Origin of the sequence: Novosphingobium sp. 18050 (assembly GCF_902706195.1) — a bacterium.
Taxonomy (GTDB): domain Bacteria; phylum Pseudomonadota; class Alphaproteobacteria; order Sphingomonadales; family Sphingomonadaceae; genus Novosphingobium.
The window spans coordinates 280,155-294,494 of the sequence record NZ_CACSJO010000004.1 but is presented as its reverse complement, the minus strand read 5'-3'; the positions used below and the strand labels follow the sequence as shown (position 1 = coordinate 294,494).

At 65.7% G+C, this 14,340-nt stretch carries 16 protein-coding genes; 11 read left to right on the top strand and 5 right to left on the bottom strand.

Annotated features, from left to right (window positions below; translation table 11 throughout):
• From GVL61_RS07100 to GVL61_RS07070, 7 genes are all read left to right on the top strand, one after another.
• Positions 1–218 (top strand): 4Fe-4S dicluster domain-containing protein (locus GVL61_RS07100; RefSeq protein WP_200844878.1); only part of this gene is annotated, 218 nt, incomplete at its 5' end.
• Positions 219–312: 94 nt separating this feature from the next.
• Positions 313–1,122, top strand: coding sequence for a 4-(cytidine 5'-diphospho)-2-C-methyl-D-erythritol kinase (locus tag GVL61_RS07095; protein ID WP_159978402.1), 810 nt, complete (start codon positions 313–315; stop codon positions 1,120–1,122).
• Between the two features lie 28 nt (positions 1,123–1,150).
• Entirely contained in the window at positions 1,151–1,870 is a 720-nt protein-coding gene (locus tag GVL61_RS07090) for an N-formylglutamate amidohydrolase (RefSeq protein WP_159978400.1), read from the top strand.
• A gap of 181 nt (positions 1,871–2,051) precedes the next feature.
• The gene (gene ilvD, locus GVL61_RS07085; RefSeq protein WP_159978398.1) at positions 2,052–3,908 is read left to right on the top strand and encodes a dihydroxy-acid dehydratase; all 1,857 of its coding nucleotides are present in this window, start codon (positions 2,052–2,054) and stop codon (positions 3,906–3,908) included.
• A 149-nt stretch (positions 3,909–4,057) separates the two neighbouring features.
• Positions 4,058–4,456 carry a hypothetical protein gene (locus GVL61_RS07080; RefSeq protein ID WP_159978396.1) on the top strand — a complete coding sequence of 133 codons (399 nt, stop codon included), beginning with the start codon at positions 4,058–4,060 and terminating at the stop codon, positions 4,454–4,456.
• On the top strand, positions 4,443–5,840 hold the full coding sequence (locus GVL61_RS07075; RefSeq protein ID WP_159978394.1) for an NAD(P)H-hydrate epimerase: 1,398 nt from the start codon (positions 4,443–4,445) through the stop codon (positions 5,838–5,840). The genes GVL61_RS07080 and GVL61_RS07075 overlap by 14 nt, the downstream gene beginning before the upstream one ends.
• 63 nt (positions 5,841–5,903) lie before the next feature.
• Positions 5,904–7,163, top strand: a complete 1,260-nt coding sequence (locus GVL61_RS07070) for a class I SAM-dependent RNA methyltransferase (protein WP_159978450.1) — start codon at positions 5,904–5,906, stop codon at positions 7,161–7,163.
• A gap of 42 nt (positions 7,164–7,205) precedes the next feature.
• Here GVL61_RS07070 and GVL61_RS07065 read toward each other — a convergent pair whose 3' ends face one another.
• From GVL61_RS07065 to GVL61_RS07045, 5 genes are all read right to left on the bottom strand, one after another.
• On the bottom strand, positions 7,206–7,466 hold the full coding sequence (locus GVL61_RS07065) for a hypothetical protein (protein WP_159978392.1): 261 nt from the start codon (positions 7,464–7,466) through the stop codon (positions 7,206–7,208).
• Between the two features lie 31 nt (positions 7,467–7,497).
• A complete protein-coding gene (locus GVL61_RS07060; RefSeq protein WP_159978390.1) occupies positions 7,498–7,731 on the bottom strand; it encodes a hypothetical protein in 234 nt (77 codons plus the stop codon).
• Positions 7,732–7,833: 102 nt separating this feature from the next.
• Entirely contained in the window at positions 7,834–8,805 is a 972-nt protein-coding gene (locus tag GVL61_RS07055) for a threonine/serine dehydratase (protein WP_159978388.1), read from the bottom strand.
• A 191-nt stretch (positions 8,806–8,996) separates the two neighbouring features.
• Positions 8,997–9,602 carry a class I SAM-dependent methyltransferase gene (locus GVL61_RS07050; RefSeq protein WP_159978448.1) on the bottom strand — a complete coding sequence of 202 codons (606 nt, stop codon included), beginning with the start codon at positions 9,600–9,602 and terminating at the stop codon, positions 8,997–8,999.
• Positions 9,603–9,652: 50 nt separating this feature from the next.
• The gene (locus GVL61_RS07045) at positions 9,653–10,867 is read right to left on the bottom strand and encodes a DUF3419 family protein (RefSeq protein WP_159978386.1); all 1,215 of its coding nucleotides are present in this window, start codon (positions 10,865–10,867) and stop codon (positions 9,653–9,655) included.
• Positions 10,868–11,127: 260 nt separating this feature from the next.
• On the opposite strand from GVL61_RS07045, the gene GVL61_RS07040 reads away from it, so the two are divergent.
• From GVL61_RS07040 to GVL61_RS07025, 4 genes are read left to right on the top strand one after another with little or no spacing between them, the layout of a single operon-like run.
• Entirely contained in the window at positions 11,128–12,339 is a 1,212-nt protein-coding gene (locus GVL61_RS07040) for a saccharopine dehydrogenase family protein (protein WP_159978384.1), read from the top strand.
• A 13-nt stretch (positions 12,340–12,352) separates the two neighbouring features.
• Entirely contained in the window at positions 12,353–12,772 is a 420-nt protein-coding gene (locus GVL61_RS07035; RefSeq protein ID WP_159978382.1) for a hypothetical protein, read from the top strand.
• 8 nt (positions 12,773–12,780) lie between these two features.
• Positions 12,781–13,131, top strand: a complete 351-nt coding sequence (locus tag GVL61_RS07030; protein ID WP_159978380.1) for a DMT family protein — start codon at positions 12,781–12,783, stop codon at positions 13,129–13,131.
• 15 nt (positions 13,132–13,146) lie between these two features.
• Complete coding sequence (locus GVL61_RS07025; RefSeq protein WP_159978378.1) at positions 13,147–14,340, top strand: carboxynorspermidine decarboxylase; 1,194 nt, start codon at positions 13,147–13,149, stop codon at positions 14,338–14,340.

Sequence of the window (14,340 nt, the reverse complement as noted above, 5' to 3'; positions counted from 1 at the left end):
TCCCGACCGAGGTCAACCTGCCGGTCTATGCAGGGCCCGAGGCGCGCTATTGCCCGGCAGGTGTCTACGAGTTCGTCGATGCGGGAGCAGGCCCGAAGCTGCAGATCAACGCGCAGAACTGCGTCCATTGCAAGACCTGCGACATCAAGGACCCCACCCAGAACATCGAATGGGTGACCCCGGAAGGCGGCGGCGGCCCGAACTACCCGAATATGTGACACGTCAAAGGGGAGGCCAGACCTCCCCTTTGTTGTTTTTATACCGTCAAGGCCTGCCTTGCCTCACCCGCCCCGCCGCGCCATGGGTGCGGGGATGCTGACCGAAACCGCCTACGCCAAAATTAACCTCGCGCTGCACGTCCGTCGCCGCCGCGAGGACGGATATCACGAGCTGGAAACCCTGTTCGCCTTCGTCGATGACGGCGACCGGCTCTCCGCTTCCCCGGCTGAGGCGGACAGGCTGACCACTCACGGTGAGTTCGCAAGCGGCATTGAGGACCCTTTCGGCAACATCGTCGCCAAGGCGCTTTCGGCGCTGCCCCACGCAAAGGGCTGGGCAGTCGAACTCGAAAAGCGCCTTCCCGTGGCGGCGGGCCTTGGCGGTGGCTCGGCGGATGCGGGCGCGGTGTTCCGCATGGTCGAGCGTGGCCACGGGCTTCCCGATGACTGGCAGGCCCGCGCCGCCACACTCGGCGCCGATGTGCCGGCCTGCGTGCTGTCGGTCACCTGTATCGGTACGGGCACAGGCACCGATCTTGTTCCCATCGAGAACGACCTGGCCTGCACGCCGGTACTGTTGGTCAACCCGCGAGTGGCTTTGACAACCGGGCCGGTTTTCAAAGCCTGGGACGGCGTCGATCGCGGCGCCATGCCGAGCGGCTCCGTCCGAAAGGTCGCGCTGGAAGGCCGTAACGACCTCGAAGCGCCCGCCATCGCGATCTGCCCCGTTATCGCCGAAGTGCTGGCAGCCCTGAGCGATACCGCTCCGTTCCTTACCCGTATGTCCGGTTCGGGCGCGACGTGCTTTGCGCTTTACGAAAACGAGGCGCAATTGCAGACAGCGGCGGAAAAGCTGGCGAAATCGCATCCCGGCTGGTGGCAAATGGCGGGGAGATTGAGGTAAGGTTCTCGCCCCGGATCAGGAGGTCAGTTTGGAATCCGATTTTCACCGTCTGCTCGGCACGCCGCAGTCCGGCGGGATATTGGTCGTTTCGGACCATGCTTCGAACCGCGTGCCGGAGGATATCGACCTCGGCATCGACCCGGCGCTTCTCCAACTCCACATCGCCATCGACATCGGTGTCGGTGCCATCGCCGAACGGATGGTCAGCCCCGGTACGGCCGCGTGGCTGGGGAATGTCAGCCGCCTCGTGTGCGACTACAACCGCAAATACGACGTTCCCGGCATGATGCCCGAAGTCAGCGACGGCCATGCGATCCCCGGCAACGTCCTGATGCCGCAGCAGCGCCAGGCCCGCGTGACGCGCTTCTTCGAGCCCTATCACTCGGGGCTGGAGACTTTGCTGCACGAAACCCCGCCGGCTCTGATCCTCTCGCTCCACAGCTTCACCCCCGGTCTTGCGACATGCGACAAGCCGCGGCCGTGGCAGATCGGCATCCTTTACAACGAGGATGAGCGTGCCGCGCGCATCGCCATTCCCTGGCTCGAGGCGCAAGGCTTCGTCGTCGGCGATCAGGAACCCTATTCGGGCAAGCTGCTCAATGCCTCGATGAACCGTCATGCCGAGGCGAATGGACTGCCCTATCTGAGCATCGAAATCCGACAGGACCTGATCGCGGATGCGGCAGGGCAGGCTGAATGGGCTCAGGTCATGGCCGGTCTGTGCGCAGAGGTTGTGCGCCTGCTTTGAAGGCGGCGGTGCCGGACCGGTGCCGGGACGACGGATATGTGCTATCATCTTCCCAGCGTCGAAACCTTTGTACCGCGTAGTGAAATATAATGTCGAAAACTGCCGTTGAGTTGAAACCTATTGACGTGTAGGGGCGATCCAACTCGCGCATCCATGCGCCCATGACCCGGAGTCCATGACAATGCCCGCCTATCGTTCACGCACTTCGACCCACGGCCGCAACATGGCGGGTGCACGCGGGCTCTGGCGCGCGACGGGCATGAAGGACGGTGACTTCGGCAAACCGATCATCGCGGTGGTCAATTCGTTCACCCAGTTCGTGCCCGGCCACGTCCACCTCAAGGACCTGGGCCAGCTCGTCGCGCGCGAGATCGAGGCGTCGGGCGGCGTGGCCAAGGAATTCAACACCATCGCGGTCGATGACGGCATCGCCATGGGCCACGACGGCATGCTCTATTCGCTGCCCAGCCGCGACCTGATCGCCGACAGCGTGGAATACATGGTCAATGCCCACTGCGCCGATGCGATGGTGTGTATCTCCAACTGCGACAAGATCACCCCCGGCATGCTGATGGCCGCGATGCGCCTCAACATCCCCGCCGTGTTCGTTTCCGGCGGCCCGATGGAGGCCGGCAAGGTCATCCTCAAAGGCAAGGTGCAGGCGCTCGATCTGGTCGACGCGATGGTTGCCGCCGCCGATGAAAGCTACACCGACGAGGAAGTCGCCGCGATCGAGCGTTCGGCCTGCCCCACCTGCGGTTCGTGCTCGGGTATGTTCACCGCCAACTCGATGAACTGCCTGACAGAAGCGCTGGGCCTGTCGCTGCCGGGCAATGGCTCGACGCTTGCCACCCACTCCGACCGCGAGCGTCTGTTCCTTGAAGCGGGCCGCGTCGCTGTGGACATGTGCCACCGCTATTACGAGCAGGAGGACGAAAGCGTCCTGCCGCGCAATGTCGCCAGCTTCAAGGCGTTCGAAAACGCCATGAGCCTCGACATCGCCATGGGCGGATCGACCAACACCGTGCTCCACCTGCTGGCCGCCGCAGCCGAGGCGGGCGTGGACTTCACCATGGCCGACATCGACCGCCTGAGCCGCAAGGTGCCGTGCCTGTCCAAGGTCGCGCCGGCCAAGTCCGACGTCCACATGGAGGACGTCCACCGCGCCGGCGGCATCTACGCGATCCTCGGCCAGCTGGAACGTGCCGGCCTGCTGCACACCGACCTGCCGACCGTCCACACCCGCACGCTGGGCGAGGCGATCGAGCGCTGGGACATCAGCCGCACCACCGAGCCTTCGGTCGAGCAGTTCTACAAGGCCGCGCCGGGCGGCGTGCCGACGCAGACCGCGTTCAGCCAGTCCGAGCGCTGGGAAGAACTCGACCTCGACCGCGAGAACGGTGTCATCCGCTCCAAGGAGCATGCCTTCAGCCAGGACGGCGGCATCGCCGTGCTCTACGGCAACATCGCGCGCGATGGCTGCATCGTGAAGACGGCGGGCGTGGACGACAGCATCCTCAAGTTCACCGGCACCGCGCGGGTTTACGAATCGCAGGACGCTGCGGTTGCCGGTATCCTCGGCGGACAGGTCGGCGCGGGCGACGTGGTGGTCATCCGCTACGAAGGACCGCGCGGCGGGCCGGGCATGCAGGAAATGCTCTACCCGACCAGCTACCTCAAGTCGAAGGGCCTGGGCAAAGCCTGCGCGCTGCTGACGGACGGGCGTTTCTCGGGCGGTACTTCGGGCCTTTCCATCGGCCACGCTTCGCCTGAAGCGGCAGAGGGCGGCGAGATCGGCCTGGTCGAGAACGGCGATACCATCGAGATCGACATCCCCGGCCGTACCATCAACCTGATGATCTCGGACGAGGTCATGGCCCATCGCCGCTCGCAGCAGGAAGCGCGCGGAGATGATGCCTGGTCTCCGGTACACCCGCGCCCGCGCAAGGTTTCTGCCGCGCTTCAGGCCTATGCGGCGATGACCACCAGCGCCGCACGCGGTGCCATTCGCGACGTGAGCCAGCTCAAGCGTAAATAAGCCTCGGGTTCGGGAGGACCCGATTGCCACGAGGTAGTCCAAAATACCCCGTTGTCCCCGTTTTAGCGGGGGCGCGGGAGTTTTTGGTCGGAGTCCTGACAAGCCATGAGGCGCTTTCGCTTGAGGCGCGGGCCTTGTAGCAAGCGTTAATGTTTGCGGTCCCCCATACCCTAAACCCGCCGGTCCTGAGCCTGTCCAAGGGTGCCGGGGCGGCGCTTGCGCTCTTGCTCGGGGCCTGTTCGAACAGCGAGCCGCCCCCGATCGCTGCGGGAGACGAGCATATCGACTGCGCGGTCGGCGGTTCGGTGCAGATGAAGCCCGTCTGCGCGGTGGAGCGAATCGAGACTGATGGCAAACATACCCTCGTCGTGCGTCACCCTGACGGCGCATTCCGCCGCTTCGATGTGACGGAGGGAGGCGCCAGCCTGGCCCCAAGCGATGGCGCGGACAAGGCTGTGACCAGCCTTGCGAACGGTAAGCTCGACATTACCGTGGGGGGTGACCACTACCTTTTCCCGGCGACGGAGATGCCCGATGGCGCTGACTGACCAGATCCTGACCGTGGCCCAGATGCGCGACGCTGAGGACCTGCTGATCGTGGGCGGTTCCAGTGTAGATGTGCTGATGCAGGTGGCCGGGCGCGGCGCTGCCGAATGGGTATGGCGTGTGGCCGGTCGTCACAGGGTGACCGTGCTGTGCGGCCCCGGCAATAACGGCGGCGACGGCTATGTCATTGCCGAGGCGATCCGGGAGCGGGGCGGTCACGCAGTTGTCGTCGCGGCGGGCGAGCCCGCGACGGACGCCTGCCGCAATGCCCGCTCATTGTTCGGCGGCGAAGTGCTGGGCCCGGATGTGGAGTTGCAGGGCGAGGTCCTTGTCGATTGCCTTTTCGGCAGCGGCTTGAAACGTCCGCTTTCGGCGGAGCACGGAGGATTGCTCGCCCGGCTCGCAGCAGGACATCGCCGCTGCATCGCCATCGACGTGCCCAGCGGAGTGCAAGCCGATTCGGGCATGCTGCTGGGCGAAGGCCTGCCGGACTACGACCTGACGGTCGCGCTTGGAGCGTGGAAATTCGCGCATTTCCTCATGCCGGCCAGCGCGCATGTGGGCATGGTGCGGCTGGTGCCGATCGGTGTCGCCGCCCTGGATGGAGCGGCGCGCGCCATCGGGCGCCCCGTGATCCATGGGCCGGCTGCGGATTCACATAAATACCGGCGGGGGCTGCTGGCAGTGGTGGGCGGGGCGATGCCGGGAGCGGCGATCCTTGCGGCCATCGCGGCGCAGGGAGCAGGGGCGGGATACGTCAAGCTCTTCGCCGATTCCAAGCGCAATGCGCCGGCCGATCTCGTCGTCGATACCGGGCCGCTTGCCGAAGTGCTGGTCGACGATCGCAACAGAGCGGTGCTGGTCGGGCCGGGCCTTGGCCGTGATGCCGCCGCTCGTGAACGACTGGGGACTGCCTTGACCGATCCGGTGCCGGTTGTCGTCGATGCCGACGCTCTGGTGCTGCTGTCGCCGCGCCATCTGGCTGCGCGGACCGCGCCTGTCATCGCTACGCCGCATGAGGGCGAACTGGTCGCGCTGGAGCGGGCGTTCGATCTCGGCGGCTTCGGCACGCGGCCCGAACGCGCGCTGGCGCTGGCGGAGGCGAGCGGGATGATAGTGGTAGCCAAGGGGCCGGACACAGTTGTCGCTGCGCCGGATGGGCGGCTGGCCTGCGCGCCGCGCGCGTCGTCGTGGCTTTCGACCGCCGGGACCGGGGACGTATTGGCAGGCGTGATTGCCAGCCGCGCCGCCACCGGCATCGGCGCGTTCGAGGCAGCCTGCGAGGGCGTTTGGCTCCACGGTGAGGCGGCGCGGCAATGTCCGCCCGCGTTCACTGCAGGCCAGCTGGCGCAGGCGGTGCCGGGAGCATTGGCGGGCTGTCTCTAGGGAGGCAGCGTAGCGGGGTGGGCAGAACGCCCGCGTCCTGCTAGGCGCTCGGCCGTGTCTGACATCAACGAATCCGAAGAAATCCTGCGCATCGCCTCCAAAGGCGACGGCATCACCGCGTCCGGTCGCTTCGCCTGGGGCGCCGCGCCCGGCGACATGCTGGCCATCGACGGCACTCTGGAATGGGGGCCGCATCACGTCGAGCCGCCGTGCCCGCACTTTGGCAAGTGCGGCGGCTGCCAGTTGCAGCAGCTTGACGAAGAAAGCCTGACGGCCTTTGTCGAGGGCCGCGTCGCCAATGCTTCGACAGGGCAGGGGCTGGGCACCGAACTGCTCGGCGCGCCGCACCTTTCGCCGCCGTCCTCGCGCCGCCGCGCGTCGCTGCGGGCGGAGAGTTCGGGCGGGCGCATTGTGATCGGTTTCCGTGAGGCGAAGTCGCACCGGCTGGTCGAGCTGGAGGAATGCCACGTCCTCGTACCGGAATTCGTCGCGCTGCTGGGGCCCCTGCGTAAGCTGCTCATCATGATGGGCAAGGCCGCGCCTGCAAAGAAGGGCGGCAAGCCGGGCAAGTCATCGAAGCACGCCACGGTGCGCATGGCCGCCGATATCGAGATGACGCTGGTCGATCAGGGCGTGGACCTGGGCGTCAAGGGCCTCACCGCCGAAGGCCTCGCCGCGACCGAGGCGATGCTCGCCTTCTCGCAGGAACATGGCCTGGCCCGCCTGACCATGGATGGCGGCTACGGCTTCGAGACAGTGTGGGAGCCGGTGCCTGTCACTGTGACCCTCGGCGGTGTGAAAGTGCCGTTCCCGCCGGGCTCGTTCCTTCAGGCCACCAAGGACGGCGAGGAAACGCTGGTCGCCGCTGCGCGCGAGTGGCTGGAGGGGGCGCCTACCGTCGCGGACCTGTTCTCGGGGCTGGGTACGTTCGCCTTCGCGCTGGCCGGGCCGCAGACCAAGGTTTACGCTGCCGAGGCCGCGCGCGATACGCATCTGGCCGCCAAGGCCGGGGCCGACCGGGCGCAGTTGCAGATATTCAACGCACACCGCGACCTGTTTCGGAACCCGTTGCAGGCGGACGAGCTGAACCGCTTTGCCGCCGTGGTGCTCGATCCGCCGCGTGCCGGTGCGCGGGAGCAGGTGGACTGCATCGCCGATTCGACGGTTGGCCGGGTGGTCTACATCAGCTGCAATCCGTCGAGCTGGTCGCGCGATGCCGTGCGATTGGTCGAGGCGGGGTTCCGGCTTGTGGAACTACGGCCGGTGGGCCAGTTCCGCTGGTCGACCCATGTGGAATTGGCCAGCTACTTCGTTCGGGACTGAGGTGCCTTGTAGTCCCGGATCAAATCCGGGACTACAAGGGGCTTATCCCTCTGCGGCCTTGTCCATCATCTCCATGAAATCGCGCGCGGTGTTTCGCTCGTCCTCGTTGTCGAACGCGACGTCGAGGTCGGGCGAGGCGCCGAACATGTACATCAGGGTCCACAGCGCGAAACGGCGCCCTTTGTCCTTCTCCATCCCGAATTCAACCTTCATGCGGTCGATCCCGGTTTCGAGTGTGGAGGGTGCGATCGTGGCGAGATCGTCGGTGCCGAAATAACGGCGCATCTGGTCGTCGAAGTCCATGGCGCCGCCCTAGCAGGGTATGGCCGTCCTGTCAGGATGAACCGTTTCGGTCCCAGCCCCAGCAACTGCCGAATACCGGATAGGCCACCGCACCCCAGGCACTGGCGATGAAGCCGATGAAGAAGGTGGACCAGCCCAGGCCCCAATTCTCGGCCAGAAGGGCGTCCGCCAGCGCTGCCAGCGTGATGAGGATGAAAAACAGCTCCACGGCGATGAAGACGAACTTCAGCGGCTTCACCGCGTGGACGGGCATTCCCTTGTCCACGGCTTGTTCCCGATTCCCAAATCGTTCAGATGGGAAATATATCCCGCAACGGCTGCGGTTTCCATCAAAACGTCGAGGGCTGGGCGTCCCGCTTCGGGCCGGTCAATCCTTGCTGGCGAGAACCTCGGCGAAAGCCTCGGCATCGGTATTGCCGCCCGAGAGAACGACCGCGGTGCGCTCTCCCAATTCGACCTTGCCGGCCAGCACCGCCGCGAGAGCCGCCGCGCCGCCCGGTTCGAGGACGAGACGAAGTTTTGAGAAAGCAAGGCGCTGGGCGGCGCGCACTTCGGCCGGGGTGGCGACGAGGCCGAAGGGGCAGCGTGCCTGCAGCACGGCGAAATTGACCGGCCGGGTCGAAGGCGTCTGCAGCGCGTCGCAGGCCGTGGGCGGGGCGAAAGGGTCGACGGGGAGTATGCGCCCGGCGATGAGGCTGCGGCACACGTCGTCCCAGCCTTCCGGTTCGACAGGTACGATCCGCGCGTCGGGGCAGGCCAGCGCAAGGCCGGCCGTCAACCCGCCGCCGCCGCAGGGCGCGACAATGAGGTCTGGCGCGCCGCCTGCCAGCGCCTGCATCTGCGCGGTAATCTCGATGCCGGTGCTGCCCTGGCCCTCGATTACCCAGGCATCGGCGAAAGCGTGGACGAGGACGGCGCCGCGTTTTTCGCATTCGCGCCGCGCTACTTCGTCGCGGTCTTCGCCGCCGGGGCGGTCGTAGAGGACGACTTCGGCGCCCAGCGCGCGGGTGTTGGCCAGCTTCACCTTGGGCGCGTCGACTGGCATGACAATGGCTGCGGTGATGCCCAGCCGCCGTGCGGCCCAGGCAACGCCTTGCGCATGGTTGCCGCTGGAAACACCGACGACGCCCGCCGCGCGCTCCGCTTCGCTGAGATCGGTGAGGCGGTGCCAGGCGCCGCGAACCTTGAAGGCGCCGACCGGCTGGAGGCTCTCGGCCTTGCACCAGATCGTGCGGCCATCGATTTCGAGCGGGAGCAGGGGCGTGGCGGGTAGGATTTCTGCCACCTTGCGGGAGGCAATGGCTACGCCTGCGGCGGTCGGTGTGCGGGTAATAGTCATGCTGTGACCCTTACGCCGACCTGTGAGGGGGGCAAGCTTGCTTGGCCGGAGCTTCGACAAGCTCGGCCTTAGCGGGGGTGAAAGGAAGCAATCAGCCTGAGTGGAGGTGAAAGAAATGTGCTTCTAACTCCACTCGGGCTGAGCTTGTCGAAGCCCGGCCAAGGCCCCGATTTGATTGGCGCGCGTGGAATTCAGCGCGAGAGACGCACCATCTGGTAATATCCCATAGGCCCGCGCTGATGCTCCAGCCTCAGCCCCTGATGGCCGGCCACGCGCGCTGCTACGTTGCCGAGATCGACGCGCGGGGTGACGTGGAAGCGCGCCAGCCATCCCAGCAGCAGACGGCGCAAGGGACCGGGAAGGCCCGAGCAATCCCCGAAATCGACGACGTGGAGCGAGCCGCCCGGCGCCAGCGTAGCGGCTGCCTGTTCCAGAGCCGCCTCCCAGTTCGGGATCATGGAGACGGCATAGGACAGCATCACCCGCTCGAACCCGTCGCGGCCCAGCAGGGCCTTGGCGTCAAAGCGGGTCGCATCGCCCAGCGCCAGCGTGCCCGCATGGCCGAGCTGTTTGCGGGCGCTCCGCAGCATTTCACTGGAGATGTCGAGGCCGTAAAGACGAACCCCCGGCCATGTCCTGGCGACCTGTGCGAGATTGCGCCCGGTGCCGCAGCCGATCTCCAGCACCGCCATGCCGGGCCGCGCGTCGAGGCTTTGGATCAGGCGGTCACGGCCGAACAGGTAGTACTTGCGCGTCAGGTCGTAGATCGGGCGCTGCCAGCGATAGACCCGGTCCATCAGTGCAGCATGGTCCGAAGACGGGCCGGAGTTAGTGCTTGCCACGCCGGTCAGCCCTTGAGCACGTAAAGGTGGACGCCGCCGTAGATCGACGAGCGGTCCGCCAGCGTGGCGGTGTTCGATTCCTCAGTGCGGTAATCCCAGCAGTCGAGGATATGCTGGGGCACGCGGCCGGGCAGCAGGGTCGGTTCTGCGGCGGTGCGGAACAGCACGCGGGCGCCGGGCCTGGCGGTGCGGGTGATCTCGCTCCACAGCTCGGTCAGCTGCGCGTCGGTCATCCAGTCCTGTGCGTCGAGCAGGACATAGCGGTCGTAACTGGCGGCGTCCGCAGCGGCGAGGACGTGGGTGAAGTTGGCGTGGCGCAGGTCGAGCCTGGCAAGGCGTTCGCGCACCTGCGGCAGGTTGCTTTCCTGCAGGTAAGGCGGCAGCGGCGCTTCCGCGCCCTTGCCGTACCCGCGTGAGAAGGCCTGCCAGGCGAAGTAGTTGTCGTTCACCGGGAAATGGCAGGCGAGCTTTTCAAGGCGACCGCGCAGCACGTCGGCCATGCGGTGACCGCCAGCCAGCGCGTCGTACTGGGCGGGCGGAATACCGAGGCCGAAGAGCGAGGCGGGGTGCTTGGTCAGCCATCGCACCAGCGGCCGCTCGAACACGGGCGCGATCCGCTCGTCGAAGACGCGGCGCTGGTCTTCCAGCGTGTCCGCCTCGAGGATTTCGTTCAGGTCGATCTTGTAGATCTTGGCGACGAGATGCGCCGTACCGATGAAGCCGCCCAGCAAACCGTGGCGATAGACGCCGCGGGTGAAGGCGCCGATGCGGCGGCGGCCGACAAGGTCGCGGCCTTCCCAGTAGCGGCGCGTCGCCTCGTCGAGGTGCGGGGCGAGCAGGTCGCGGTAAAGCGCGAGGTTCTCGGGCTGGTCGGCCTCGGCGATGAAGCGGCGCAGGTCGGCATAGTCGAGCTGGCGCACGGCTTCGTGCTTGAGGTTGTTGAGCGCGATGTGCGCAGTGTTTAGATCGACCACGGTGATGTGCGCCGGGTCCGCAGTCAGGTAGGACAGCGCATTGCAGCCGCCACTGGCGATCGTGATGATCCGGCTGTCGGGGGTGATCTGCATTGCCTCCATGTCGGCCACCGGATCTTCCCAGATCTGCGCATAGACGAGGCCCTTGAAGGCCATCGCGAAGGCCTTGTCGAGCAGGCGGGTCTTGCGCGAAGTTTCCTCGCGCACGACGGCGCCTTCAATGAGACGGGAGCGGGAAGTGGTCATGGCGCCGGTATCCTTCGTAGGAGATGTGGCGCAATTGCGCGTCTCGGGTGACCGGGTGATGACGAGGCGATGGCAGTTTGTGACAGCGCAAGGCGCGCAGGCCAGGCATCGCTGGTGAATGGCCGAGCCAGTGGACGCCGTCGCACACCGAGAGCCTTTCATGTCGCTTTAGGTGCTGTTTGCTGCTCAACAGTTGAGTTGTCACACGGCGGCCCTATATGGCCCTCTTTCAATAATCCCCGCCCAAGGAGACAGGTCGGATGAGCAAGGTTCTGGTGATCGGCGCAGGCGGCGTTGGATCGGTCGCGGTCCACAAGATGGCGATGAATCCCGATATCTTCAGCGACATCCATCTTGCCAGCCGCACGGTCAGCAAGTGCGAGGCGATCGCTGCATCGGTCAAGGAGCGCACCGGCGTAACGATCGGCACTTACGCGATCGATGCCGACGACGTCGCCGCCACCTCGGCCCTGATCCGCGAGATCGGCCCGAAGCTGGTCGTCAACCTGGCTCTGCCCTACCAGGATCTTGCAATCATGGACGCCTGCCTGGCGACCGGCACGCACTACATGGACACCGCGAACTACGAGCCGAAGGACGTGGCCAAGTTCGAGTACCACTGGCAGTGGGCCTATCAGGAGCGCTTCAAGGAAGCCGGCCTGATGGCGCTGCTGGGTTCGGGCTTCGATCCGGGCGTGACCAGCGTTTTCGCGATGTGGCTCAAGAAGCACAAGCTCAAGACCATCCGCACGCTCGACATCCTCGACTGCAACGGCGGCGATCACGGACAGGCCTTCGCGACGAACTTCAACCCGGAAATCAACATCCGCGAAGTCACCGCGCCGGCCCGCCACTGGGAGAACGGCGAATTCGTCGAGAGCGCGGCGATGGGCAAGAAGGTCAGCTTCGATTTCGAGGCCGTAGGCCCCAAGAACATGTACATGATGTACCACGAGGAGCTGGAAAGCCTCGCCCGCTTCGTCCCCGAGATGGAACGCGCGCGCTTCTGGATGACCTTCGGCGACGCCTATATCCAGCACCTCACCGTGCTGCAGAACGTGGGCATGACCCGCATCGACCCGGTGATCTACAACGGTGTCGAAATCGTCCCGCTGCAGTTCCTGAAGGCCGTGCTGCCCGAGCCCGCATCGCTCGGCCCCACGACCAAGGGCAAGACCAACATCGGCGACATCGCCACCGGCGAGGCGCTCGACGGTTCTGGCGAAAAGACGTTCTACATCAAGAACATCTGCGACCACGAAGATGCCTATGCCGAAACCGGCAACCAGGCGGTCAGCTATACCACCGGCGTTCCGGCCATGATCGGCGCGGCCATGGTGCTGACCGGCGCCTGGGCGGGTGAGGGCGTGTTCAACATCGAGCAGTTCGATCCCGATCCCTTCATGGACATGCTGAACAAGCACGGCCTGCCCTGGACGGTGGAAGAACTCGCCGAGCCGCTTCCCTTCTGATGGTGGCGTTCTGATGTTTCGGCCGGTTCGCAGTCTCGCTCTGGCTGTGCTGGGTGCTTGCGCACTCGGCGGCTGCATGCCTGCGGCCGGCCCCCAATCGCCAACCCCGCCCACCGGCGAGGGCACCGAGGCACCCGGCAACCAGTCCTACGCGCGCGACATGAGCGCGGCGGACAAGGCGGCTTGCACGTCCGCCGGCGGTACTGTGCAGCGCCGTGGCAGGCTGGGCATGGAGCAATGCGTCCGTGCTTTCGCCGATGCCGGCAAGGCTTGCACTGATACCTCGCAGTGCCAGGGTAAATGCGTGGGCAGCGCCGGCGCAGCCTCTGCCAGCGAGAAGGTTTCCGGCCAGTGCCAGGCCGACGACCGCCTGTTCGGCTGCTATTCCGAGATCAGGGACGGCAAGGCCGCCTACGCGATCTGCGTCGATTGAGGGCTTAGGTGAACTGGTCCTTCGCGGCGCCGGTGGTCCTGCTGGCCGGCTCGAATCTGTTCATGAACACCGCCTGGTATCTGCATCTCAAGGTGCCGGGCAAGGCGCTATGGGTGGCCATCGCGATGAGCTGGGCCATCGCCTTTTTCGAATACTGCCTTGCCGTGCCCGCCAATCGGATCGGCGCGCAGGTCTATTCGCTCGGCCAGCTCAAGGTGATGCAGGAAGCGTTTTCGCTGCTGGGCTTCGTGCTGGTGGCCTGGGCGCTGTTCGGGCAAAAGCCGGGCTGGAACGAGATCGTCGGCTTCTGTCTGGTCGGGGCAGGGGCGTGGTTCATATTCAAAGGCCCGCTGGGCTGATTCAGGACGAGTAGCATGGAAACCAGAGCCGGTGATCCGGGCGCCTTCGCCAAGTTCGACCTTGCCCGCGTCGACAGCCCCGCATTCGTGGTGGATGCCGCGAAGCTGCGTGACAATCTGCGCATCCTTGCCGATATCGGCGAGCGTTCGGGTGCCAAGGTGCTGTCCGCGCTGAAGGCGTTCTCGATGTGGTCGACCGCGTCGATCGTGGGCGAATACCTCGACGGCGTCTGCACTTCGGGCCTGTGGGAAGCGCGCCTCGCCTCGGAATTCTACGACGGCGAGATCGCGACGTACTGCGCGGCCTACAAGGAAGAGGACATGGACGAGATCCTGCGCCTCTCCGACCACGTCATCTTCAATTCGCCCGCCCAGATCGAGCGTTTCTGGCCTTACGTGGAACTGGCCCGCGCGCGCGGCGAGATCTTCCACATCGGCCTGCGGATCAACCCGCTCCATCCCGAGGGCGAGGTGCCGAAGTACGATCCGAGCGCGCCGCATTCGCGTCTTGGCTTCCCGATCGACCAGCTGACCGAAGAGCATGTCGGCATGATCGACGGCATCCATTTCCACAACCTGTGCGAGCAGGACTTCGAGCCGCTGCACCGCACCTGGGACAAGGTGTTCGATTTCATCGAGCCCTATTTCGGCAGCCTGAAGTGGATCAATCTGGGCGGCGGCCACCACATAACCCGCGCCGATTACCAGCGCGATGAACTGGTCGAATTCCTTTCCGACATGGCCGAGGACACGGGCGCGCAGATCTACATCGAGCCGGGCGAGGCGGTGGCGCTGGACGCGGGTATTCTCGTGGGCACCGTGCTCGACGTGGGCTGGAACGGTATGCCGGTGGCCATTGTCGACATATCGGCCACATGCCACATGCCCGACGTGATCGAGGCTCCCTATCGCCCCGCCATGCTTGGCGAGCTGCCGATGGACGAGGACGGTCTGGACGAGAGCGGGGCTGTGCGCCTCGGTGGCCCATCGTGTCTGGCCGGCGACGTCATCGGCGATTATCGCCTGCCGGCCGCCGCCGAGCCGGGGCTGCGCTTCGCTTTCCTTGATCAGGCGCACTATTCGATGGTCAAGACCACGACCTTCAACGGCGTGCCGCTGCCTTCGATCTGGCTCTGGGATTCGGAAACGGACGGCCTCGAATGCGTCCGCAGGTTCGACTACGAGGACTTCCGCAGCCGCCTGAGCTGA

Bases quoted from the DNA above. Each gene is read 5' to 3' on its own strand.
- GVL61_RS07065 (WP_159978392.1), bottom strand. From the start codon at position 7,466: ATGGACTTCGACGACCAGATGCGCCGTTATTTCGGCACCGACGATCTC.
- GVL61_RS07095 (WP_159978402.1), top strand. From the start codon at position 313: ATGCTGACCGAAACCGCCTACGCCAAAATTAACCTCGCGCTGCACGTC.
- GVL61_RS07055 (WP_159978388.1), bottom strand. From the start codon at position 8,805: ATGACTATTACCCGCACACCGACCGCCGCAGGCGTAGCCATTGCCTCC.
- GVL61_RS07040 (WP_159978384.1), top strand. From the start codon at position 11,128: ATGAGCAAGGTTCTGGTGATCGGCGCAGGCGGCGTTGGATCGGTCGCG.
- GVL61_RS07050 (WP_159978448.1), bottom strand. From the start codon at position 9,602: ATGGACCGGGTCTATCGCTGGCAGCGCCCGATCTACGACCTGACGCGC.
- ilvD (WP_159978398.1), top strand. From the start codon at position 2,052: ATGCCCGCCTATCGTTCACGCACTTCGACCCACGGCCGCAACATGGCG.
- GVL61_RS07045 (WP_159978386.1), bottom strand. From the start codon at position 10,867: ATGACCACTTCCCGCTCCCGTCTCATTGAAGGCGCCGTCGTGCGCGAG.
- GVL61_RS07075 (WP_159978394.1), top strand. From the start codon at position 4,443: ATGGCGCTGACTGACCAGATCCTGACCGTGGCCCAGATGCGCGACGCT.
- GVL61_RS07025 (WP_159978378.1), top strand. From the start codon at position 13,147: ATGGAAACCAGAGCCGGTGATCCGGGCGCCTTCGCCAAGTTCGACCTT.
- GVL61_RS07080 (WP_159978396.1), top strand. From the start codon at position 4,058: ATGTTTGCGGTCCCCCATACCCTAAACCCGCCGGTCCTGAGCCTGTCC.
- GVL61_RS07035 (WP_159978382.1), top strand. From the start codon at position 12,353: ATGTTTCGGCCGGTTCGCAGTCTCGCTCTGGCTGTGCTGGGTGCTTGC.